The 21470-nt window shown below is 63.1% G+C and carries 19 protein-coding genes; 4 read left to right on the top strand and 15 right to left on the bottom strand.

The window, feature by feature from the left end:
* Nucleotides 1-26: 26 nt before the first annotated feature.
* The gene (locus ACR30Z_RS15800) at nucleotides 27-1553 is read left to right on the top strand and encodes a GMC family oxidoreductase (RefSeq protein ID WP_434373475.1); all 1527 of its coding nucleotides are present in this window, start codon (nucleotides 27-29) and stop codon (nucleotides 1551-1553) included.
* 25 nt (nucleotides 1554-1578) lie between these two features.
* Here the strand turns inward: ACR30Z_RS15800 and ACR30Z_RS15795 are convergent, their stop codons facing one another.
* The gene (locus tag ACR30Z_RS15795; RefSeq protein WP_434373473.1) at nucleotides 1579-3171 is read right to left on the bottom strand and encodes an alkaline phosphatase D family protein; all 1593 of its coding nucleotides are present in this window, start codon (nucleotides 3169-3171) and stop codon (nucleotides 1579-1581) included.
* A gap of 133 nt (nucleotides 3172-3304) precedes the next feature.
* Between ACR30Z_RS15795 and ACR30Z_RS15790 the strand changes: the two genes are divergently transcribed.
* Nucleotides 3305-3715 (top strand): hypothetical protein, encoded by a 411-nt coding sequence (locus ACR30Z_RS15790; protein ID WP_244296600.1) that lies wholly within the window; start codon nucleotides 3305-3307, stop codon nucleotides 3713-3715.
* Here ACR30Z_RS15790 and ACR30Z_RS15785 read toward each other — a convergent pair.
* The 5 genes from ACR30Z_RS15785 to ACR30Z_RS15765 form a co-directional block, all read right to left on the bottom strand.
* Entirely contained in the window at nucleotides 3697-6126 is a 2430-nt protein-coding gene (locus ACR30Z_RS15785) for an HAD-IC family P-type ATPase (RefSeq protein ID WP_144649257.1), read from the bottom strand. The genes ACR30Z_RS15790 and ACR30Z_RS15785 overlap by 19 nt on opposite strands.
* Before the next feature lie 79 nt (nucleotides 6127-6205).
* Complete coding sequence (locus ACR30Z_RS15780) at nucleotides 6206-7219, bottom strand: hydroxyacid dehydrogenase (protein ID WP_434373471.1); 1014 nt, start codon at nucleotides 7217-7219, stop codon at nucleotides 6206-6208.
* Nucleotides 7216-8136, bottom strand: coding sequence for a carbohydrate ABC transporter permease (locus ACR30Z_RS15775; protein WP_434373470.1), 921 nt, complete (start codon nucleotides 8134-8136; stop codon nucleotides 7216-7218). The genes ACR30Z_RS15780 and ACR30Z_RS15775 overlap by 4 nt, the downstream gene beginning before the upstream one ends.
* Nucleotides 8133-9065 (bottom strand): carbohydrate ABC transporter permease, encoded by a 933-nt coding sequence (locus ACR30Z_RS15770; RefSeq protein WP_434373469.1) that lies wholly within the window; start codon nucleotides 9063-9065, stop codon nucleotides 8133-8135. The genes ACR30Z_RS15775 and ACR30Z_RS15770 overlap by 4 nt, the downstream gene beginning before the upstream one ends.
* A gap of 69 nt (nucleotides 9066-9134) precedes the next feature.
* On the bottom strand, nucleotides 9135-10451 hold the full coding sequence (locus ACR30Z_RS15765; protein ID WP_434373468.1) for an ABC transporter substrate-binding protein: 1317 nt from the start codon (nucleotides 10449-10451) through the stop codon (nucleotides 9135-9137).
* A 288-nt stretch (nucleotides 10452-10739) separates the two neighbouring features.
* Between ACR30Z_RS15765 and ACR30Z_RS15760 the strand changes: the two genes are divergently transcribed.
* On the top strand, nucleotides 10740-12761 hold the full coding sequence (locus tag ACR30Z_RS15760) for a PQQ-binding-like beta-propeller repeat protein (RefSeq protein WP_434373467.1): 2022 nt from the start codon (nucleotides 10740-10742) through the stop codon (nucleotides 12759-12761).
* 129 nt (nucleotides 12762-12890) lie between these two features.
* Nucleotides 12891-13970: a substrate-binding domain-containing protein gene (locus ACR30Z_RS15755; RefSeq protein WP_434373466.1), complete on the top strand. Its 1080-nt coding sequence runs from the start codon at nucleotides 12891-12893 to the stop codon at nucleotides 13968-13970.
* 24 nt (nucleotides 13971-13994) lie between these two features.
* On the opposite strand, the gene ACR30Z_RS15750 is transcribed toward ACR30Z_RS15755, so the two are convergent.
* From ACR30Z_RS15750 to ACR30Z_RS15710, 9 genes are all read right to left on the bottom strand, one after another.
* Entirely contained in the window at nucleotides 13995-14297 is a 303-nt protein-coding gene (locus tag ACR30Z_RS15750; protein WP_434373465.1) for a DUF4193 domain-containing protein, read from the bottom strand.
* 139 nt (nucleotides 14298-14436) lie between these two features.
* A complete protein-coding gene (locus ACR30Z_RS15745) occupies nucleotides 14437-14697 on the bottom strand; it encodes a hypothetical protein (protein ID WP_434373464.1) in 261 nt (86 codons plus the stop codon).
* A 58-nt stretch (nucleotides 14698-14755) separates the two neighbouring features.
* Nucleotides 14756-15604 (bottom strand): lysostaphin resistance A-like protein, encoded by an 849-nt coding sequence (locus tag ACR30Z_RS15740; RefSeq protein WP_434373463.1) that lies wholly within the window; start codon nucleotides 15602-15604, stop codon nucleotides 14756-14758.
* 45 nt (nucleotides 15605-15649) lie between these two features.
* Nucleotides 15650-16441 (bottom strand): glucosamine-6-phosphate deaminase, encoded by a 792-nt coding sequence (locus ACR30Z_RS15735; RefSeq protein WP_434373462.1) that lies wholly within the window; start codon nucleotides 16439-16441, stop codon nucleotides 15650-15652.
* Nucleotides 16442-16474: 33 nt separating this feature from the next.
* A complete protein-coding gene (locus ACR30Z_RS15730; protein WP_434373461.1) occupies nucleotides 16475-17413 on the bottom strand; it encodes an ROK family protein in 939 nt (312 codons plus the stop codon).
* Nucleotides 17410-18333 carry a Gfo/Idh/MocA family protein gene (locus ACR30Z_RS15725; protein ID WP_434373460.1) on the bottom strand — a complete coding sequence of 308 codons (924 nt, stop codon included), beginning with the start codon at nucleotides 18331-18333 and terminating at the stop codon, nucleotides 17410-17412. Before ACR30Z_RS15725 ends, ACR30Z_RS15730 begins: the two co-directional genes overlap by 4 nt.
* The gene (locus ACR30Z_RS15720; RefSeq protein ID WP_434373459.1) at nucleotides 18330-19196 is read right to left on the bottom strand and encodes a carbohydrate ABC transporter permease; all 867 of its coding nucleotides are present in this window, start codon (nucleotides 19194-19196) and stop codon (nucleotides 18330-18332) included. Before ACR30Z_RS15720 ends, ACR30Z_RS15725 begins: the two co-directional genes overlap by 4 nt.
* Entirely contained in the window at nucleotides 19193-20149 is a 957-nt protein-coding gene (locus ACR30Z_RS15715) for a carbohydrate ABC transporter permease (protein WP_434373458.1), read from the bottom strand. The genes ACR30Z_RS15720 and ACR30Z_RS15715 overlap by 4 nt, the downstream gene beginning before the upstream one ends.
* Before the next feature lie 29 nt (nucleotides 20150-20178).
* Nucleotides 20179-21465, bottom strand: a complete 1287-nt coding sequence (locus tag ACR30Z_RS15710) for a sugar ABC transporter substrate-binding protein (protein WP_434373457.1) — start codon at nucleotides 21463-21465, stop codon at nucleotides 20179-20181.
* Nucleotides 21466-21470: the final 5 nt, after the last annotated feature.

Below are 21470 nucleotides of genomic sequence, written 5' to 3'. Positions count from 1 at the left end.
TTCATGCCCGTTCAAGGAGGAACCCCATGGCTGAAAACCCAACCCACAGCGCTGACTATGTAGTAGTAGGTGCAGGCTCGGCAGGCAGCGTTGTTGTGCGGCGCTTGCTCGACGCCGGACACACGGTCCACGTTGTCGAGGCCGGATCCGTGGACACCGATCCCAACATCCACAGCCCGCAAGGGTGGCCGCTGCTGCTGACCGGAGCCAACGACTGGGCAGTGATGACTACGCCGCAGAAGCACGCCCATAACCGCAGCCTCTACTGGCCACGCGGCAGGGTCCTCGGCGGCAGCAGCTCCCTCAACGGCATGATCTACATCCGCGGCCACAAGAATGACTACGACTCTTGGGCAGCCAACGGGGCGGAGGGTTGGTCCTGGGACGAGGTCCTGCCGTTGTTCAAGAAGTCCGAAGACCACCAGGACGGTGCCAGTGAATTCCACGGCAAGGGCGGGCCGCTCCACGTTGAACGGATCGCCGAGCGGCACCCGGTTGCCCAAGCTTTCGTAGACGCTGCCAAGGCGCTGGGCCACACGGAAACGGAAGACTTCAACGGCATCCAGATGACCGGCGTCGGGTTCAACCACACCACCACCAAGGACGGCAAGCGTGCCAGCGCGTGGCAGAGCTTTGTGGCTCCTGTGCTGGAAGACCCCGGCCTCAAGGTCACCACTGACGCGTTGGTGACGCGGATAGTCGTCGACGGCGGACGGGCCACCGGCGTCGAATATCAACTCGACGGTGAGGTGCTTCGTGCCGAAGCGGGCGCTGAGGTGATCATCAGCGCAGGCGCCATTGGCTCCCCGAAGATCCTGCTGCTCTCCGGCATCGGTCCGTCAGTGCAGCTACGGGCGCTGGGGATTGATTCGGTGGTGGACCTGGCCGGGGTGGGCGAGAACCTCCACGACCACCTGCTGGCGGGCAACATCTACGAGGCAAAGCAACCGTTGGTGGCCGGCCGGCACAACCTGTTGGAAAGCCAGCTCTACGCCCACAGCAACCAGACGGACGAAGAAGCGCCGGACCTGCAGCCGCTGTTCCTTCACCTTCCCTACCCCACCGACGGCGGCGCTGCGCCCGAACAGGGCTACACCATCGCCCCCGGGATTGTTCGACCCCGCTCACGAGGCACACTGCGGTTGGCCTCGGCGGACCCGGCTGCGGCGCCGTTGGTGGATCCGAACATCCTGGCCGACGAGTACGACGTTGAGGCCTTGGTGGACGCGATCATCCTGTGCCGTGAAATCGGCCGGCAGGAGGCCTTTGCACCCTTTCGAAAGGACGAGTTCACGCCTGGTCCGGGCGTTCAGACCCGCGACCAGGTGCGCGAGTTCGCCCGTCAAGTGGCCGGGACCTATCACCACCAGGTTGGCACCTGCAAAATGGGCGTGGACGATCTCTCGGTGGTGGATCCGCAGCTCCGCGTCCGGGGAATCGAGGGGCTCCGTGTGGCGGACGCGTCCATTATTCCGTTCGTGCCGAGCGGCAACACCAATGCCCCGTCCATCATGATCGGTGAGAAGGCCGCGGAGCTGATTCTCGGCGGCTAGGCCAAACAGGGGACAGCACGGGGATTCAGGTGAGGCCTGGGACGCCGTCGTTGATGGTGAAGGACTTCTTGGTGCGGACCGGGGCGCCCGGCGTGGTGACGTAGTCCAGCACGCGGAAGTCCGCGGTCAGGGCGTCCTTGGTGATGCGCGTGTTCACGTACCCGCGGTTGTCGTTGTAGAACTTCAAGTGCGGGTTCCACGCCATGGTGGGATCAGTAGTGGAGCCACTGCCATCGCCTGTGGACGTAATGGACGAGCACACCAGTTCGGAGCCCACCACCCGGGACTCCGGGTCCTTGTAGTCCACCTTGAGGTCTGTCGCCCAGTGGCGGTGAACGTCGCCGGTCAGTACGACGGCGTTGCGCACCTTCGCGTCCACCCAGCCCTGGGTGATGCGGCGGCGGGAGGCGGCATAACCGTCCCAGCCATCCATGGAGACGTCGTCGATCCCTGGCGCCTTGTCGCGGTCCCGTTCGGCGAAGAACACCTGCTGGCCCAGGATGTCCCAGCGCTGCGTGGAGTTCTTGAAGCCGTCCAGCAACCATCTTTCCTGCTCGGCGCCGGTGATGGTGCGGTTTTCGTCCAGGCGCTCGGCAACGTTCTTCCGCCAGCCGTCACCTGCGAGCTGGTCGTCCCGGTACTGGCGGGTGTCCATCATGTGGAAATTGGCCAGCTGGCCCCATTGGATGGTGCGGTAGATCTTCATGTCGAAACCGGCAGGAATAGATGACGGGCGCAGCGGCATGTTCTCGTAGTAGGCCTGGAATGCAGCTGCACGGCGTTGCCGGAAGTGCTCAGTGGTGTCGTTCTGTTGGCCCGCGTCCGTGTTCTCCGGAATGTCATCGGCCCAGTTGTTGTCTACCTCGTGGTCATCCCACACCACCAGCCACGGTGCGATTGCGTGCGCAGCCTGCAGCTCGGCGTCGGCCTTGTACTGTGCGTGGCGCTGCCGGTAGCCGGCGAGGCTGACGGTTTCCGGTCCCTCATGGTCGCGGGGGTTGCCACCGCCGATCACGTAGCTGTCCTTCTTGTATTCGTAGAGGTAGTCGCCGAGGTGCAGCACCAGGTCCGGGTGGTCTTCAGCCAGCCGCTTGTAGGCGGTGAAGTACCCGTGTTCGTACTGGGCACAGCTGGCGAACGCCATGGCCAGGGCGGCGGGGGTCTCACCGGGGGCGGGACTGGTCAGGGTGCGGCCAACTTCGCTCACGTGCCGTCCGGTGCGGAAACGGTAAAAGTATTCCCGGCCCGGCCTGAGGCCCCTCAGTTCGACGTGAACCGAGTGGGCTGCTTCGATCCTGGCATGTTCGACGCCGCGGGCTACCACCCGGCGCATCGCAGGGTCTTCCGCTACTTCCCAGGCGACGGCGACGTTGCGGGAGGGCATGCCACCCAGGCCGTCTTCGGCCACGGGGTTCACGGCAAGCCGGGTCCAGATGACGAAGCCGTCGGGCCACGGTTCGCCCGACGCGATGCCCAGGGTGAACGGATCGGTGCGGAGCCCGGCGTCGTCCGCTGTCGAAACCGCGACGGCGGTGCCTGGCAGGGCGGCGGATACACCTGCGACGAGTCCAGCCCCGAGGCCGGCTGAGATGAGGGACCTGCGTGAAATGTTTTCCATTCATCCGACCCTAGGAGGCTCGGGTTGACTCGGTTCAAGGGTGGTGTGAATCAGTGGTTAACTGTGTGACAAAAGTTGTTATCCCGGGCTGACTTGCAGCTCGCTCGGAGCAGTGCTCGTCTATGCTCAGTTCATGACGACGGGGGAGAGCCCTAAGCGGCCTGGTGCGGTGACGTTTTCAGTGGTGCTGATGTACATCGGTGGCATCGCTCAAATCATTCTGGGGATCCTGACCATATTCCTGCGCTACACACCGGAGGCCCAGTCCGGTGGCATCGCCCTGCCCATCACGTTGCTCGGGGCAGGGATGATCCTGTTCGGTTTGTTGGTGATCGGGCTGGCCTCCGGAGTGGCTCGGGGGAGCGAGGCTGCTCGCCGTGGCGCTACAGCGGTCATGGTGCTCGGATTGGCTTTTGCCGTGCTGGATTTGATCATCGCGGCAGACGGAGATTGGTCGGCTGTGATTTCCCAGTCCATCGCAACGGTGGCCGTGGTGGTTCCGCTGTGGGTGGGCCGTGGACGGCGCTACTTCGAGACGCGTTGATGCAAGGCTTCCTGGGCATCCCGGTACGCCACACGGCGGTGGACGAACCGGACAATCTCGATCAGCGCGATGCAGGCCGCTGATGTTCCGAGGATCAGCAGAGCAGTAGGCAGCGTCGGATCCGTGAACTGCAGGAAGTCCCGGGCGATCGGCACGGAATAAACGAGGATGAGCCCCACCATCATGGCCCCGATGACCAGCCCCTTGAAACGGGTGACAGGACGCGACAACACCACCAGGATCCAGATACCGATGATCGCCAGGATGAGGGTGGACCCGGTCCTGATCTCGGCCTCGGGTATCTGCAGGTTCGCGGCAAGGCGGGCATATGACGCCAACCCCAGCGTGACGGCCACACCCGCCGGCACGGCGAACGTGAGTGATCTCCGAAGGAATCCCGGAATATAGCGCTGGGCGTTGGGCAGCAAGGCCAGGAAGAACGCCGGAATGCCGATGGTCAGGCCGTCCGTCACGCTCAGCTGCCGGGGAAGGAAGGGGAACGGCAGCAGGAGGATGCCGAAGGAAATGGCAAGGAACGTCGCATACGCGGTCTTTGTCAGGAACAGCATGGAAACGCGCTCGATGTTGGCGATCACCTGGCGGCCCTCCGCCACCACGGATGGCAGGTGGGAGAACTTTCCGTCCAGGAGCACCAGCCGCGCCACAGCCTTCGTCGCCGCGGCGCCGGAATTCATGGCGACACCGATATCGGCTTCCTTGATGGCCAAGGCATCGTTGACCCCGTCCCCGGTCATGGCCACGGTACGCCCGGCAGCCTTCAGCGCCACCACGATCCGCTTCTTTTGGTCGGGGGTCACCCGGCCGAAGACCACGTTGTTGTTGATAACGTCCAGAAACTCATCGTCCCCTTCAGGCAGCTCGCGGGCATCGAAGCCGTGGGGTGCGTCGAGGCCAACTTCGCGGGCGATCGCGGCCACCGTTTGTGGGTTGTCGCCCGAGATGATCCGGACATCCACATCCTGTGCGGCGAAGTAACTCAACGTCTCGGCAGCGTCGGGACGGATGTTCTCTTTGAAGGTCAGGAGAACCACGGGGACGGCATCAGCCGGAACGGTTTCGTCATCCGTGGGGGTGCCGTGGGCCAGGACCAGTGTCCGTCGGCCGGTGGTCGCCAACTCCGCGGCCTGGGTGGCGAGCTGTTGAAGCACGGGATCGGTGGAATGCCGTGCCGGGAACACCATTTCGGGACCGCCCAGGATCCACATTCCATCGTCGAACACCACGGCGCTCCACTTGCGGGCGGAGGAGAAAGGCACGCGGTCAAGCGGGAGGCCGGGAGGCTCGTTGAAGTGCCCGGCGAGACTGCGGGCCGTGGCGTTGGCATCCTTCTGCACCCCGTACCAGGAGAGCACGGACTCCCATCCGGGGCGGGCGGTCAGGGGATGCGCGGCGTCGAAAACGATGTCGCCCTGGGTGAGCGTGCCGGTCTTGTCGAGGCAGATGATGTCCACCCGCGCCAGGCCCTCAACCGCAGGCAGCTCCTGCACCAGCACCTGCTGGCGGGCCAGCTTCACTGCGCCAACGGCGAAGGTAATGCTGGTCATGAGCACCAGCCCCAGCGGGACCATGGCGACGACGGCGGCGATAGTCGCCGTCGCTGCGTCCCGCCACGCTCCACTCGCCGAAGCTTCGGCCCACCCGCCCTGGGCCAGCATCTGCGCGTTGAGAACCAACAACGCCACCGGCCCAACGAACCATGTGACCCATTTCAGGACGCGGTCAATCGAGGAGCGGAGTTCCGACGCCACCAGCGAGAACCGCTTGGCTTCAGCGGCGAGTGAGTTCGCGAAGGAGTCCGCACCCACCCGGTCCACAACGGCGGTGCCTTCGCCGGCCACCACTACTGAGCCGGACAGGACACGGTCGCCTTCGCTCTTCTCCACGGCATCGGATTCGCCCGTGAGCATGGACTCATCCACTTGCAGTCCCTTTGATGCGGCCACCAGCCCGTCCGCGGGAACCTGATCGCCGGCCCTCAGCACAAGCGTGTCGTCCAACACCACATCGTCCAAGGAGATTTCCGCCTCTGACCCCTCACGCAACACCCGCGCGTGTGGGGCGTTCAGCAGCGCCAGACGGTCCAAGGCACGTTTGGCCCGGTACTCCTGGACGCTGCCGATCACAGCGTTGGCGATGGCGCTGAAGCCGAACAAGGCATCCTGCCAGCGGCCAATCGCGAAAAGGACGATGAAGCAGGCCAGGATGATGCCATTGAACAGGGTGAGGACATTGGCACGGACGATGCTCCAGACGCTGCGGCTGGTGTCCTGGACAAAGGCGTTGGTTTGTCCGGCGGCCACCCGCTCAGCGACTTCGGCAGTGCTGAGTCCCTGCACCGAGGACCCCACTACACGGACGCCTACCCCTGTCAGGTCTTTATCGTTTGGCACTCATGCCCCCATTGTTGAGCCGGTGGAGCGATGGGAATGAGTATGCCAGCCGCGGGGCCTAAAGTCGCCGTCGTCAGTGTTATGCCGTGAAGGCCAGGTCCTTCGCGTGGAGCCTGTGGAGGAGTGGTTCGCCCCGCGAGATCCGTGCGGCTTCCTCAATGGTGCTGACCGCCATGCGCTCGAGTTCCATGCCCAGTGAACCCGCCAGGTGCGGCGTGAGCAGCACATTGGGATGCGTATAGAAACCCGAATCCGCAGGGAGCACCCAAGGAGTGGTGACGTCCAGAACCGCGTACAGATCGCCCTGTTCGATGCGCCGGAGCAAAGCGTCCTGATCCACCAGTTCACCCCGTGCGGTGTTGATGAAGGTGGCTCCAGGCTTGAACCTGGCCACCAGACCTTGGTGAATCAGGTTGCGGGTGGAGGGGAGCGACGGCGCATGGAGGCTGACGACGTCGCAGCTGGCAACCAGCTCCTCCAAGGAGACGCGTTCGACGCCGAGCTCGGCTGCCGCTGCCTCGTCAAGGAAGGGGTCGGAGACGGCGACCTCAACGTCGTAGGACTTCAGGAGGCGGATGACGTGCTTGCCGATCCTTGACGCTCCGATGATGCCCACGCGCTTGCCGAAGTTGCCCATGTCCGGAAACACCTGGTCCGGTTCTATTTCGTTCTTCTCCGAGTGCAGTTTCCGGGCTATTTGCAGGACGCGTTTGTTGGCCAGCAGGATCATGGCCACCGTGTATTCAGCCACGGGGATGGAGTTGGCATCGGCAGCCGTGCTGATTTCAATGCCCCTGTCCCAGCATTCATCGCCCACATGGTGCTTGACCGTGCCGCCCGCGTGGAGGACGTGGGTCAAACGCGGGGCGGCGGCCAATGCTGCAGCATCCAGCCTCGGGCAGCTCCAGCCGGTGATGAGGATGTCCGTTGCGGCAAGGAGCTCCAGCGAACGGGGTGAGGTGAACTCTTCCATCGGTTCCGGGCTCAGCAGCCGCAGCCCCGGCGCCAGGGAGTCCAGCCGACGCTGGGGAAAGACACGGGATACGACGCCGGGACCCATGGCGAGTGCGACGTTCAGTTGGGCTGTGGTCACTTGACGCTCCCTGCGGTGAGGCCGGACTTCCAGAAGCGCTGCAGCATGATGAAGGCCACCAGCAGCGGAATGATGGACAACAGGGAACCCGTGATCACCATGGGCGTGAATTCGGGCTGCGGTACCGAGTAGCCCTGCCAGATCGAGATGCCCACGCTGACGGGCAGCAGTTGCTGGTCCTGGAGCATCACCAGCGGGAGCATGAAGTTGTTCCAGACGCCAACGAACTGGAACAGGGCGATGGTGATGTAGCCGGGCATCATCATGGGAAGCCCCAGGGAGAAGAAGGACCGGATGGGTCCGGCTCCGTCCATACGTGCTGCTTCGAGGGTTTCGGCCGGGACGTAACTGGCCGAGTAGACCCGTGCCAAGTACACGCCGAACGGGTTGCACAAGACCGGGATGAGAACGGCCCAGATGGTGTTGGTCATGCCCACCAGTGAGGCGAGAAGATACATGGGGAGTACGGTGGCCGTGTTGGGAATCAGGACGCCAACCAGGACGAAACCGAACAGTGAGTCCTTCCAGGAGAACTGGAACTTGTCGAACGCATACCCCGCCATGACCGAGATCAGGCTGCCGAGGACAGCGCCAACGCCGGCGTACATCACGGAGTTGCCCAGCCAGCGGAAGAACAGGCCACCGTCCTGCTTGGCTACGTTGGCGATGTTCTCGAACAGGGAAAAGTTTCCCAACGCATAAGCGCTGGTGCCATAAAGGTCTGCCGCGTTCTTGGTGGAAGCGAACACCAGCCACAGGACCGGGACCACCATGTAGGCGGAACCAATGATCAAGAGTCCGTTGACCGTGAGCTTGCTGGCAAAGCCGCCGCCGCGGTTGGAGCGGGATCCGGTGCGCCGGGGAGCTTGCTTGGAAGGAGCAGTGTTGCGGGGGCGGGAGAGTGTTGAGGTACTCATGATTTGTTCATCCTGGAACTAATGCGGGTGACGGCCAGGGACAGGATTGCGGCCAATCCGGCGATGATGATGGAGGCCGCCGCGGCCTGGTTGAGGTTGTGGCGGATGAAGGCCGCGTCATAGGCCCAGAGGTTGGGAACCCATGTACTGGTGACTGATGCTGTGGCCTTGGAGATGATGGACGGTTCCGTGAACAACTGCAGAGTGCCGATGATGGTGAACAGCATGATGACGCTCAGTGCCGGAAGGATCAGTGGGAACTTGATGCTGAAGGCGGCGCGGATCTCGCCCGCCCCGTCCACGCGGGCGGCTTCCAGGATTTCCCGGGGCACGGCCTGCAAAGCGGTGAACAGGATGATGACGTTGTAGCCGGTCCACTCCCACACACCGATATTCACGATGGACGGGAGGACCATGTGCGCATCCAGGAAGTTGATCTGGATCCCGCCGCCCTGAAGCGCCTGGACCAGCGGGCTGATGCCCGGGGTGTAGAGGTAAGCCCAAATGAGGGCGGCAATGACGCCGGGAACTGCGTGTGGAAGGAAAACCAGGAGCTGGAACAGTTTGCGCGCCTTGGCCACGGTTGCATCCAGGAGGAGGGCAAAGACCACTGCGCCGCCCACCATGCAGGGAATGTAGATCAGGCAGTACAGCCCCAGACGGGCGATGCCTTCCACGAACGTTTCGGACTGGAAGACCTGAACGTAGTTCTCAAGTCCGACAAAGACAGTCTTGGCTTCCCCGAAGCCCAGTCCGGACTTCTGCTGCGAGTGGAAACTCAGCACCAGCGAGTAGATCACCGGTGCGATCATGGCGATCGCGAAGACCGCGAAGAAGGGGACCAGGAACAGTGCGGCAGTCCGTCCGCCGGTTCCCGCCAGTGCGCGGCCGCGGCGGCGCATTGTGGTGGTGAGGGCCTGGGTGGCCATGGGATTCTCCTAGCTGGGAGGGGGCCTCCGGAAGAGGCCCCCTCCCTGTGGGGCTACTCGGTGACGGAGCTACTCTTTGACGGACAAGCCGGCCTGCTTCAGGCTTGCCACGGTGGCGTCCTGTGCAGTATCGACGGCGTCATGGATGGTGCCGCCGGTGGTCAGCTTGCCGTAGGCGTCCTTCAGCGCTGTGTTGGTGATGTCCCAGTTGGGACCCCACTGCCAGCCCGGGGTGATGGTGCCGTAGGCCTTGGTGAAGACCTCGTAGATGTCGTTGCCGAAGTAGCTGGCGTCATAGGCCTTCTGGGCTACGGGCGTCAGGCCAGGGAAGGCAAGGAACGCCGAGCCGGTGTTGCCGCGCGCCTTGATGGCTTCCTGGTTGGTTGTGAGGAACTCGACGAACTTGGCGGCCGCGGCCGGGTTCTTGCTGCTCTTGGTCACGTTGAAGCTGGATCCGCCATAGAAGGCGCCGGACTCGTTGCCCCACGTCGGCAATTCTGCAGCGATCCACTGCCCCTTCTGGCCGCTGGCTTCAGTCCGCTTCTGGATGCCCGTGGCGCTCCAGTTCGCCCCAACCACACCAACAACCGTGCTGTTGGCCAGATCCAGGCTCCACTCGTCGCTGTAAGCCTGGGTAACCTTGACGATCTTCTGGTCGATCAGTTTCTGCCAGTAGCTGGCGACCTTCTGGGTGGCTTCGTCATTGACTCCCACCTTCCAGCTGTCGCCTTCGGTGCCGAACCACTTGGCACCCGCCTGCCACGCCAAACCGGCGCTCGCCGCTACCTCGTTGGGGTTGAAGCTGGCCAGGTAAGAATCAGGCGCTACGGCCTTGAGCTTCTTGCCGGCCTCTTCGAATTCATCCCAGGTTTTGGGGACCTCGACGCCGGCCTTCGCCAGCATGTCTTTGCGGTACCACATGAGCATGGGGGCTGCGTCGTACGGAAGTGCGTAGGTCTTCTCACCGAACTGGACCAAAGCCTTGGTCTCGTCCGTGAGCTTGTCCACGGTTTCGGCCTTGTTGATCAGGTCATCGAGTGGGATCACCTGGCTGTTGCTGACGAACTGGGGCAGTTGCGGGTATTCGATGGTGGCTACGTCCGGGCCATTGCCTGCCGTGATGGCGGTGGAGAGCTTTGCGTAGCCACCGTTGGCCCCGTTGGGAATGGTTTCGAAGCTGACCTTGATCTTGTCCTGGCTGGCGTTGAACGCTTCAGCCACTTTGTCCATGCCGGCCAAGGAGGACCAGAAGGTGATGGATCCCGAGGGATCTTCCGTGGGCGGGGGAGTAGCAGAAGAGGTGCTGGGGCCCGAGCCACAGGCCGCGAGCAGCAGGGTGCTGGCGGCCAGGCCTGCCACCCCTGCAAATAGGTGACGACGCTTCATGGTGTTCTCCTTTGAAGACTTGGATGCGAAGAGAGGACATGTGGTTGGGGCCACACGGCGATGAATCCATGTAATCCGCAAGTTCGAACATCTTCAACGTTTCAAACAAATTCAAACATCAAGATGAAAGCGCAATGCCGAGATGGCAAGCAAATCTCTCTATGGCGCCGAATGATCTTTGTTTGAACGAACAGAAATGCTGGACCATGTATGCTGCGCGCTGCTATGAATTCTGGACACCCGAACGGCGACTACTGAAAAAGTCACTATCTAAGAACAGGGATTCCAATGGAGAAATCGAACATCAGCAGGCGGGCAGTCCTCCAGGTCGGAGGTGCGGCGTCCCTCGCCGCAGCCATCGGGCTGGCTGCCGGCCAACCGGCGTCGGCGTCCGCCCTTCTGGCGTCCAAGCCCAAGGCGACTGAAATCCTGGACCTTGGTCCCGCCGTCGTACAGTTCTCGCTGATGAGCGGGCTGCTGGTGGGCGACACGCTCTACATCGGTTCGAGGAACCTGGACCCGGTGCGCATCGTGGCGTTCCACGTCCCCACCGGCAAAGTCACCGGTCAGACCGAGCTCAGCAACGGACATTCCATCCAAACTCTGGCCGCCGACGCCACGGGTCGGTACCTGTACGCAGGCGTGCTGCAAAAGGACGTCGGAACCAAGCCCAATCTGTTCCAGTGGGACCTGTCGACGCCCGGCACTGCGGCGAGGGCGCTTGGCCATATCGGAGACCGGGATGTCAGGGACATCAGCGTGGCCCCGAATGGCCGCGTCTATGTGGTGGGCGGCGGAAGCCCCACGGCACCGGCGCTTTGGGAGTACGACCCCGCCACAGGCCAGATCATCAACCTGGGCATTCCGGACCCGGGAGCCACCCTCGCCCGCGCGGTTGCGGCCACCGATTCCGCAATCTTCTTTGGAGCGGGCAGCACTCTCAACGGGGGCAGCGGCGCTAGCCGGGCCTGCCTGTTCGCCTATGACCGCGCCGCCAAGACGTTCAAGAACGTCACTCCGGCCGAAATGCTGAAGGATCCCAGCATCCGGGACCTCGGAATTGTTGGCGACAAGCTGCTGGTGAGCTCTGCGGGGTCCGTGGAGAACTCCAAGGTGGCGGCCCTTAGCGTGGCGAACCCGGCCTCGTATGTGGTGGCGACGTCCGAGGGCAAGACGGCCAAGAACTTCGTAGCCGTGGGCGACAAGGTCTACTTCGCGAACGAGTCGGGATTGCTGGCCTACAGTCTTTCTTCCAACGCGATCTCTGCCATGCCATATCAAGGTCCGTCATTGGGAGAAATCTGGGGTGTCGATACCCGGGACGGCAAGCTTTCGGTGACTTCAGGCTACGGTTTCGTGGCTGAGATCGACCCCCTCAGCGGGGCCACCAAGACCACGGATCTTGGCGAAGCGGGCGCGCCTTCGGACCCTCAAACGGTGATGGGTATCGCCGCCGGTGCGGGTTATGTCTATGTGGGCGGCAACGGTGTCATTTCCCGGCGTAATCTGCGGAATGGCCAAGTGAGCAACCTGACTGCCCCGGGCGAAGCGAAAGATGCAGTAGTGGTGAACGGTGCCTTGTACACCGGACAGTACAGCGGCCAAGGCATCTGGAGTTACGATCCGAGGAGCGGCAAGCCGATTGCACAAGTGGCCGACTTCCCCAAGGAGCAAAACCGGCCTCTGGATGTCTGCTGGGACGAGTACAACAGGCTGGTCCTCGTGGCCGCGCAAGCGGACACCGAGGGCGGCGGTTCGCTGTGGACGTATGACCCACGCACCGCAAAGAAGGGCTTCTTCCTCAACCCGATTGACAACGTGCAGTTGCTCCGGGCGGTGGCATCCCACGACGGCGTTGCCTATTTGGGCGGCGGCAATCCAGGGCTCGATGGCGTAGGAACCGTGGTGGCATTCAACCCTGTGGCAGGTAAGGAATTGTGGCGACTGGATGCCGGGGAAGGGGCGGGCATCGCGGCCCTCGCCGTACAGGGCAAGTACCTCTACGGCCTGACCCGCAAAGGTGGCCTTTTTGTCATCGACCTACCCAAACGCAAGCTGGTTCACCGCTCGGATATCAGCACAGTCAGTCACGGCTTTGCCGCCTTGGTCACCAATCGTGGTGCGGTGTACGGCGTCTCGAACACGCACGTCTTCCGCTTCGACCCGAAGACTTTCGAGGTCGCCACCGTGGTGGCTGATATCGACGGCGGCTGGTACAGCGGCGCGCACATCAACAACGACGAGGACGGCTACCTTTACACGATGCGTGGGCGGAACCTCGTACGGATCAACGACCACCCCCGGCGGTAGTGGCTGACGTTGCGGGGCCCGCTCTGCGTGCTCTGGCGAGTCTTTTACGCGCAGAGCAGGCCCCGCAACGTTGTTTGTATTCGGTCACTTATGCTTGTTTGAACATTGGGATTCCGGAAGAGGATTGGCATGCTCAGCGGGGAACGCCACGAGAAGATACTCCGTGAGTTGGAGCTGCGCGGGACCCTCACCGTTAACGAATTTGCCGAAAAGAGCGGCCAGTCCACCATGACCATCCGCCGGGACCTGACCCAGCTTGCGGCTCAAGGTCTCCTGCGACGGGTCCACGGTGGCGCGGTCCGGATGGTGGTGGAACGGCCCGGTGACACGGTCCACAGAAGGCCGCGCCAGCCGCTGGCTACCTTGGGACTCATCGTTCCCACCACCGGTTACTACTTCCCTGAGGTCATCCGTGGCGCTGAAGCCGCAGCCAGGGCGTTGAATGCCAGGCTCATCCTCGGCGTCAGCAATTACTCGGCAGAGGACGAATTCCGGCAGCTCCAACGCATGGTGGCCAACTCCGTGGATGGAATACTCCTGGCAACCGCCGGCACCCTCGAACCCGGTTCGCCGACGTTTGAATTGCTTTCCGGACTGCGCATCCCCGTGGTCCTCGTTGAACGGTCAAGCCGGGTGTTCGAGTCAGTGATGTCCGATCACAGCTACGGCGCCGAGCTGGCGATCGAACACCTTGCTTCCTTAGGCCACCGCAGGATCGGGCTGGCCATTGCCACCAGTCCCACGGCTCCTTGGCTCCGTGAAAGCCATGAGCGCATGGTGGCCAAGTTGGGCCTGGAAACTGACGCTCCCATCATGGAATATGTCCGCTCAGTTGTAGGTGCAGGCAACAACCAAAAGGAGTTCGCGAAATTCCTGAAAGATTGCCGGCGTACTGATACCCGCGCTGCCCTGGTCCTTCCCGATGAGGAAGCCATCACGCTGATAAACCTTGCCGAGGAGTCCGGCGTCGACGTTCCGGAGGACCTGGCGATCGTCGCCTACGACGACGAAGTGGCCGACCTCGCCCCGGTGCCCCTGACGTCCATCGCCCCGCCAAAACGCGACGTCGGATACGCGGCGGTCACTATGTGCATGGAACGCCTCGCGGGAAAGACGGGCTCTGCCGTGTCGCCTGCACTCCGCCGCGTGAGCCTGGCGCCCAAGCTGATCATCCGGGAGTCAACGGTGATAGGGGAGGACGAGGAGTAGGGCAGGTCAAGGTGAGGGTTGGTCTCAGCCCTCGCATTCGACGCAGTATGCGTGACCGTTGCTTTCACGAGCCAACTGGGACCTGTGCCGCACCAGGAAACAGGAATAGCAGGTGAACTCGTCCTTGGCCTGGGGAATTACTTGGACGATCAGCTCTTCGGAGACAATCTCTCCGCCTGGCGTTAGGCCCTCATCCAGCGCGTCCGCTTCGTCCAGTTCGCTGACCACGCTGCGGGCATCCGGCGCGTTGGCAGACTGCAAAGCTTCCAAGGACCGGTCTTGGGATTCCTTGACGTCGGAACGGACTTCGTCATAGTCGGTTGCCACTTTGTTGATTCTCATCTCTGACGTTGCTGGTGATGTTCACTCTTAACGACACTGGAACGCTCGTCTCAACGCACTTGTTCCCGATGCCCCAATGTCCCAACATTCCGGTGCAGCCAGCCGAAGCTTGCCGCCCCGCCCGTCACTCCCGCCACGGCGTGAGCCGCGGCCACCACCCCGGGACGTTGCGGCGGTAGTTGAGGTACTGCCCGCCGTAGGTCTCGGTGAGCGTGGGTTCCTCGTAGCCCTTCACGAACGCGACCACGGTGGCGAGGGTAACCACGGCGTAGATCACCAGGGGTTCTCCAAGGGTGCGGTGGCCCTCGTCTACGAACGCGCGGGAGACCCGGTCACCCGTGTCGACATCAGCCAGGAGTGACGGCGCACTAAGTACCGCCAACACAACAGAAGCGTTCGACGGCGGGTGCGCACCCGCCGTCGAACGCTACTGTTTTCCTGTTCTAAAGACTCGCCGGCACCGCGAGCGGTGCGCGTTGAGCCCGTCCCCGCACAACGATCAAGGCAACGACTGCGATCAGGATGTAGATCATGTTGGCCGGGCCGGCCAGCTGCAAGAGTGGGCTTTGCGGTCCCGCAGCCGCCTGGTCAATGCCGCCAGTGGACAGGAAGAGCGTGGGGTCGTACAGAGCATGCAGAATCATGGGCCAGATCAAATTGCCCGTGACCCGCAGGGTCAGGTACATGCAGATACCGAAGCCGAACGTAAACACCACGGTCACCAACACGGTGACGATCGGCATGCCTGACAGGGCATTTGCAGAGTGCAGCAGTGCAAAGACCAGGGAGGACAGCACCATGACCACCCACTCGGACTTCCCCGAATCCCGGAGCATCTTCACTACGATGCCGCGCGTCAGGATTTCCTCGGCAAAGCCGATCAGCAGGCCGGTGAGCAGCGTAATGACGACGACGGATGCCTCGTAGCTGCTGTAATTGATGCCCAGGAAGCGCAACACAATGGCGGCCACCAGGAAGAAAGGCGCCGCCCACATCCACCAACTCCCCTTGACCGGCTGCGGTGCGAAGAGCGGCTTGAACCAGCCTACGGAGTACACGAACGCAGCCAGGGCCACGCTGCCAATAATGAGCGAAAGCGTGAGGCCGATGAAGACGCTCTGGGGTGTCCGGAAGATGTCCTCTGCTACTACCTGGTCTCCAGCAATGGGCCCGATCAGCAGGCCAGCGCCAAGGTAGATCGCCATATAGAGCACTGCCAGCAGGATGGCCCGCCACCAGCCGCCCTTGTTCCAGAATGCTTTCCAACGTGACGGATGGACGGCCTGGTCCATGTAGTGCCCCCTTTTCTTGCGCATCCGGGAGCGGCATGCCCCCGATTAGAAATCTACTTCATGCAGTTCCTGCGCCGACCGCCAGGCGTGCCGGTAGTACTCGGCATGTGCCAAGCCCGCCGCAGCTGCTTCGTCGATGATCACCGTGGCCCGTGGATGCTGCTGGATCACAGAGCCGGGCACGGCGGATGAGACCGGCCCTTCCAACGCAGCGGCAACGGCGTCCGCCTTGTTTGCTCCGAAGGCCAGCAGGACCAAGTGCCCGGCCCGGAGTATGGTTCCCAGGCCCTGGGTGACGCAGTGGGTGGGGACCTCCTCGGGCGAGGCGAAGAACCTGGCGTTATCCTTGCGTGTTTGTTCGGCCAGAGCCTTGATCCGGGTGGTGGAAGCCAGGGAGGAGCCCGGTTCATTGAAACCCACATGCCCGTTGGACCCGATGCCTAGTATCTGGAGGTCGATGCCTCCGGCCTCGGCGATCATGGCTTCATATTCTGCTCCGGCCTGGGTGATGTCAGGGCCGGTGCCCCTCGGAGTGAACACGTGATCCGGGTTCAATCCCAGGGGCTTCACTACTTCGCGGGTGATCACGGAGCGGTAGCTCTCCGGGTGCTCCGCCGGGACGCCCAGGTACTCGTCCAAGGCGAAGCCCCTTACTCCGGAGACGTCGATGGCCCCCTCCGCGACTACGGAAGCCAGCGCAGCGTACGTGGTCAGCGGTGTTGAACCTGTGGCCAGCCCCAGCACGGTGGCGGGGTTGGCCGTGATCTGCTGCACGAAGATGGATGCAGCGACGCTTCCGGCCTCGATGGGATCTCGGACAATGATGATTTCTGCCATGGGTCTTCCTTTGAGTAACGGGTAAGGGCGCTGCTAATCGGCGGCGATCGCCGCACCGACAGAGCCGATGGGGAGCCCCGGCGGGACCAACTGGAGGCGATCGCCAAGGGCAAGACCGGAAAGGAAAGGCGAGGGAACGCTGAACCGGGCAAGCTCCCGCTGGATACCGCTGAGAAGTGGCTGTCCAAGGGCGTTCAAGCCGCCGCCAATGTAGATGGAAGCGGGGTCGTAGGTCAGTCCGAGGATTCGGATTGCTGTGGCAGCACCTTCGAAGAACCGCTGCTGCACAGCTCGGGCGAGGGGATCGCCGTCGAGCACTGCCTCAAAAAGTGAGACGGCCGGCCACTGGCCGGGACTTTTCCACTGACGGGCAATGCCCGACCCCGAAGCGACGAGCTCCAGGCAGCCCTTTTGGCCGCAGGGACATTCCTCGCCCTGCATTCCGAGGGGGAGGTGCCCGATTTCACCCGCGGCCCCAGATGCGCCCCGGACCACAACACCGTTGCCGACATATCCCGCGGCCAACCCGGTGCCGAGATTCAGGTAGGCGCTGGAGCCGGAGGCGCCGCCGTCGGACAGCAAATAGTGGGCTCCGATGGCGGCGGCGTTGACGTCGTTCTCCACCGCGACCGGCAGTCCCTGCTCTGCCTCCATCAGGCTGCCGAGGTCCAAACCGGCAACGCCAACATTGACGGCATTGGCGACGTACCCGGTCTCCGTATTAACCGTTCCGGGAATTCCGATGCCCAGTCCGGACACAGTGCAGTTCGCCAGGGTTTCAGCGCCGCGCAGCTCTTCGAGGACGCCGAAGAGCGAGCTGAGCAGCGCTTCATTCCCGAACCCGGTGGGACGGCGGACGGTGTGCAGGACGTTGCAGTCCTGATCGATGGCTACCGCTTCAATCTTGGTGCCGCCGATATCGACGCCGATCCTCACGGTTCTGGTCAACGTGCGGGTTGCTGTCTGGATCATGAGTTTCTTCCTACGGACACGGGGAGTCCCGCTTCGAGGCTTCGGTTGGCGGCTTCCACGATCGCGACGATGCTGAGGATCTCCCGCAGGGGTACGTTCGGGGTCCCGCTGCGGATGGATTTCACGATCCCCTCCAAGAGGCCAACCAGCATGGGAGGGCCGGCTTCGATCGAGAACTCCGCGCAGCCGTTATCGGATTCGATGCGTCCAGTAGTGAACGGACTCCAGTCGGCTTCTCCCTTCAAGGCGACCACGCGTCCGTCACTCCACCGCACTGTCACCGCGGTGGCGGTGCCGTCGGAACCGTGCCTCCCGGCGTCGACCGTTACTGCCCCCGGGCCGGCACCAAGCGCGGCCACTGCCAGGTCAATCAAATGCACGCCGTACCAGGCCAGGCCCGGATGACCGGGCTGGGTAGGCAGTGGTCCGTCCAGGGATACGGACTGACACGGCCCTCCAGCCAGGGCCCCTTGGAATTCCGGCGTGAACCGTTTGGGGGACCCAGCCAGGACCAAAGCGCCGGAGGCGTGCGCTTGGGCGAGCATGGTGCGGGCCTCAGCCAGGGTGGGAGCGAAGCGCGTGTCCACGTAGATTGGCTTGCCGAACCGCACCACGCGCTGGAAGTAGCGCGGGTGCGTCCGTGCATCGGAAGACACGATGAGCAGCGCGTCGCAGGCCTCGGCCACGGCCTCGGGTGAATCGCACATGACGACGCCGAGCCCGCTCACTTCTTCGGCGAAGTCATCGATCCGTTCGCGGCTCAGCGGAAAGTCCGACGCCGGTTCGCCCTTCCACGCGTGCGTCACCATGCCGCCGGGGACCACACCGTCGACACCATTCCCGAAGAGCCGGGTAAACGACGGCGCGTGCGGGGAGTCGACGCCAATAAGGCCGAAACGGATGGGCGCATCGGAGGTCATCCCTTTACCCCGCTGTGCGTGATGCTGGCGACGATGTGCTTTTGCAGGAGGGCGAAGATCACCAGGCAGGGGATGAAACTAACCAGTGTTGCGGCCATGACGTTGGACGTGGACGCGGTCTCGGTGTTCAGTGTCGCCAAGCCCACGGTGAGTGTCCGTGCGGCGTCCGACTGGCCCACAACCAGCGGCCAGAGGAGGTCGTTCCAATGCCAGAGGAAGACGAAGATCGCCAGGGTTGCCAGGACGGGACGGATCAGCGGAAGCACAATCTGCCAGAAGGTCCGCCATTCGCCGGCACCGTCGATGCGGGCGGCGTCGAACAGTTCCTCCGGCATGTCCCGCACGAACTGCCGGATGAGGAAGATCGCCTGGGCGTTGGCCAGAGTAGGCAGGATCAGGCCCCACAGGGTGTTCACCCCGCCCATCTTGGAGATGAGGATGAACGTAGGAATGAGGGTGGCCTGGACTGGCACCATCATGGTGGCGATGATGGCCCACAGCAACGCGTTCCGTCCCGGGAACCGCTTGCGGGCCAATGCGTAGGCTGCCATTGATGCCGTGAGGAGGACAACCACCACAGAGACGGCTGAGTACAGGAATGAGTTCCACAGCCAGAGCGGGAATTCGCCCACGTTGAAGATGCGGACGATGTTGTCCAACGTCAGCGACGACGGTAACGCGTAGGGCAGCGTCGGTGCGTCCTCGGGGGAGAGAGCCAGCACGGCGACGGCAATCAGAGGTGCCACGGTGAACAGCGAGATCACTGCCAACACCCAGGTCAGGGTGCGCTGGCGGCGCTTCTCGGTGCTGCGCCGGGGACTGGGCCGCCGGCCCACAGTTGGGCTGGAAACGGTGGCAGTCACTCGGAGTCCTTACCTTCGAAGAAGCGCTGCTGGATGAGCGACAGGATGAGCACGATGACGAACAGCACCACGCCAATGGCCGAGGCATAGCCGAAGTCGAAGAACTTGAATCCTTCATCGAACAGGAAGTAGATGAGGCTGTGGCTGGCCCGGGCGGGTCCGCCTCCAGTCATGACGTAGATGGTGTCGAAGACCTGGAATCCGACGATCGTCTCGATGACCAGGACAAAGAACACCACGGGCTTCAGCAGGGGCAACGTGACGTACCAGAACGCTTTCCAAGCGCCGGCTCCGTCAATGCGCGCAGCCTCGTGGACTTCGGCCGGTTGTGCTTTGAGCCCGGCCAGGAAGATCAGCATGGAGTAGCCGAAGCCTTTCCACACGGACACCACGGCCAGGGAGAGCAGGACAAGCAGTTGGGGTCCGGAGGTGAACGGGACGGGGCCCATCCCCAGGCCAACCAGTGCGGCATTCAGCGGTCCATCCGTTGAGAAGATCCACGTCCAGATGATGCCGGCCATGACGAATGAGCTGAGGTACGGGATGAACAGCAGGGCCCGGAAAGTTCCGGTGAACCTGACCAGTTTGTCCAGGAGGACGGCGCCGGCCAGCGATACGGCGATGATGAACGGGACGAAGATCGCCACGTACAGGAACGTCACCTTGAGGCTTTGCCAGAAGTTGGGATCAGCAGCCAAGCGTGTGTAGTTGTCTGCGCCCAGGAATTCGAAGTCGCCGTTGAGGCTGTACTCGGTCAGGCTCATGGCGCCGGCCCCGAAGATGGGGAGGAACTTGAAGAGACCGAAAATGACCAGGGTGGGCAGGACGAAGAGGATGCCGGCCAGTGCCTCGCGGCTACGGGCTTTCTTGGCCCCAAAAGGCTTGAGCGGTGGCGCCGTCAGCTCTGGATGTCGGCCGGCCAGCGTGATTCTGGTGCGGGTGTTTACTGACATGGGGTGACCAATCGGTGGTTGGGCTGGACTCAGGATGCCGAGCGCTGCAGGATGCCGCGGGCTTCTTTGGCAGCACGGTCAAGGGCTTCCTTGGCGCTGACGTCGCCGCGGAGGGCCGCCTGGATGTTCGGCGCGAGGGCGCCCATGACCTGGCGTGCAACGGGGGACGGTTCGCCGGGGTTGGCTGACTTCAAGGCCTCTGCCATCGCGACGGAGTCGGCGTCGGTGCCCAGGGCCGCGGCGTCGCTGCGCGTAGGCAGGTTGCCTGCAGCGGCGTTGAGTGCCTTCTGGGACTCAGCCGAGCTCAGGTAGCTCATCACCTTGTAGGCAGCTTCGCGGTTTTCCTTCTTGTTGATGGAGGTCAGTGCGAGCAATCCGGGGTTGCCATACGTCGCTTGGACTTTGCCCTGCAACGGAGCGCCCAGGGCAACATTTTCGGCTCCCAGGGCAGCGCGCATCTGCTTCAGCTCCGGCAGCGATGTCGTGGCACGCATCGCTGCCTTACCGGTGGCGATCGGTGCGCCTTCAACCTTGGGGCCATCCGTGGCGGCATCCGCGGGAAGACCACCGAGCTTCTTGAGGTCGATCAGCAGTTGCAGCGCCGAAACCCCGGCCTCGGAGTCGAACGCGATGTCCTTGGCGTCATCGGTGAAAACCGTTCCGCCTGCCTGCCACAGCAGAGGATAGAAGGACAGGTTCAACGTCTGTTCAGGGCTGCCTGCGTAGTCCATCACGGCGATGCCCTTCTTTGCCAAAACCGGCGCAGCACCGCGGAGGTCGTCCCAGGACTTGGGCAGTGGCAGCCCGGCGTCCGCGAAGATCTTGGTGTTGTACGCCGTGGTGTTGATGTTCTGGAACAGCGGGACGCCGAACACCTCGTCGTCGAACGTTGCCGCGTCCAAGGTGCCCGGGTAGAAGCTGTCCTTGTCCTGTTCAACAGCCTTGTCCACGGGCAGCAGCCCGCGCACGTTGCGGTACGTGGCGGCCTGATCCGGTGTAATAAGGACGACGTCGGGTCCCGAGCCTGCGGCCAGCGCCGCCGAGATCTGGGCATCCCGCTTATCAAACGTCTGGAGTTCGATCGCCAGGTCGATGCCCGGGTTGGCCTTCTCGAAGCTGGCCTCAGTGTCCTGCCAAAACTTTTTGCTGGCCGTCTCGTCCTTGATGACGGGGTACATCCAGAGCGTTACCTTGCCAGTGGCCGGCCCGCCGTCGGACGTTGGGGAACCGGCGGAACCGCAGGCGGTGAGCGTCAAAGCGGCGGTGACGACGACGGCAGTTGCCAAAGCGGTGCGGTGCATCTTGCGTGTGAACATGGTGG

This window comes from Paenarthrobacter sp. FR1 (assembly GCF_051106045.1).
Taxonomy (GTDB): domain Bacteria; phylum Actinomycetota; class Actinomycetes; order Actinomycetales; family Micrococcaceae; genus Arthrobacter; species Arthrobacter nitroguajacolicus_A.
Note: the sequence above shows the minus strand (reverse complement) of the source record. Positions and strands in the feature narration are given on the sequence as shown.

Excerpts from the sequence above, each read along its gene's own strand:
- ACR30Z_RS15790 (WP_244296600.1), top strand. The coding sequence starts at position 3,305 with ATGACGACGGGGGAGAGCCCTAAGCGGCCTGGTGCGGTGACGTTTTCA.
- ACR30Z_RS15770 (WP_434373469.1), bottom strand. The coding sequence starts at position 9,065 with ATGGCCACCCAGGCCCTCACCACCACAATGCGCCGCCGCGGCCGCGCA.
- ACR30Z_RS15795 (WP_434373473.1), bottom strand. The coding sequence starts at position 3,171 with ATGGAAAACATTTCACGCAGGTCCCTCATCTCAGCCGGCCTCGGGGCT.
- ACR30Z_RS15725 (WP_434373460.1), bottom strand. The coding sequence starts at position 18,333 with ATGACCTCCGATGCGCCCATCCGTTTCGGCCTTATTGGCGTCGACTCC.
- ACR30Z_RS15735 (WP_434373462.1), bottom strand. The coding sequence starts at position 16,441 with ATGGCAGAAATCATCATTGTCCGAGATCCCATCGAGGCCGGAAGCGTC.
- ACR30Z_RS15800 (WP_434373475.1), top strand. The coding sequence starts at position 27 with ATGGCTGAAAACCCAACCCACAGCGCTGACTATGTAGTAGTAGGTGCA.
- ACR30Z_RS15775 (WP_434373470.1), bottom strand. The coding sequence starts at position 8,136 with ATGAGTACCTCAACACTCTCCCGCCCCCGCAACACTGCTCCTTCCAAG.
- ACR30Z_RS15710 (WP_434373457.1), bottom strand. The coding sequence starts at position 21,465 with ATGTTCACACGCAAGATGCACCGCACCGCTTTGGCAACTGCCGTCGTC.
- ACR30Z_RS15755 (WP_434373466.1), top strand. The coding sequence starts at position 12,891 with ATGCTCAGCGGGGAACGCCACGAGAAGATACTCCGTGAGTTGGAGCTG.
- ACR30Z_RS15730 (WP_434373461.1), bottom strand. The coding sequence starts at position 17,413 with ATGATCCAGACAGCAACCCGCACGTTGACCAGAACCGTGAGGATCGGC.
- ACR30Z_RS15765 (WP_434373468.1), bottom strand. The coding sequence starts at position 10,451 with ATGAAGCGTCGTCACCTATTTGCAGGGGTGGCAGGCCTGGCCGCCAGC.
- ACR30Z_RS15740 (WP_434373463.1), bottom strand. The coding sequence starts at position 15,604 with ATGGACCAGGCCGTCCATCCGTCACGTTGGAAAGCATTCTGGAACAAG.
- ACR30Z_RS15760 (WP_434373467.1), top strand. The coding sequence starts at position 10,740 with ATGGAGAAATCGAACATCAGCAGGCGGGCAGTCCTCCAGGTCGGAGGT.
- ACR30Z_RS15715 (WP_434373458.1), bottom strand. The coding sequence starts at position 20,149 with ATGTCAGTAAACACCCGCACCAGAATCACGCTGGCCGGCCGACATCCA.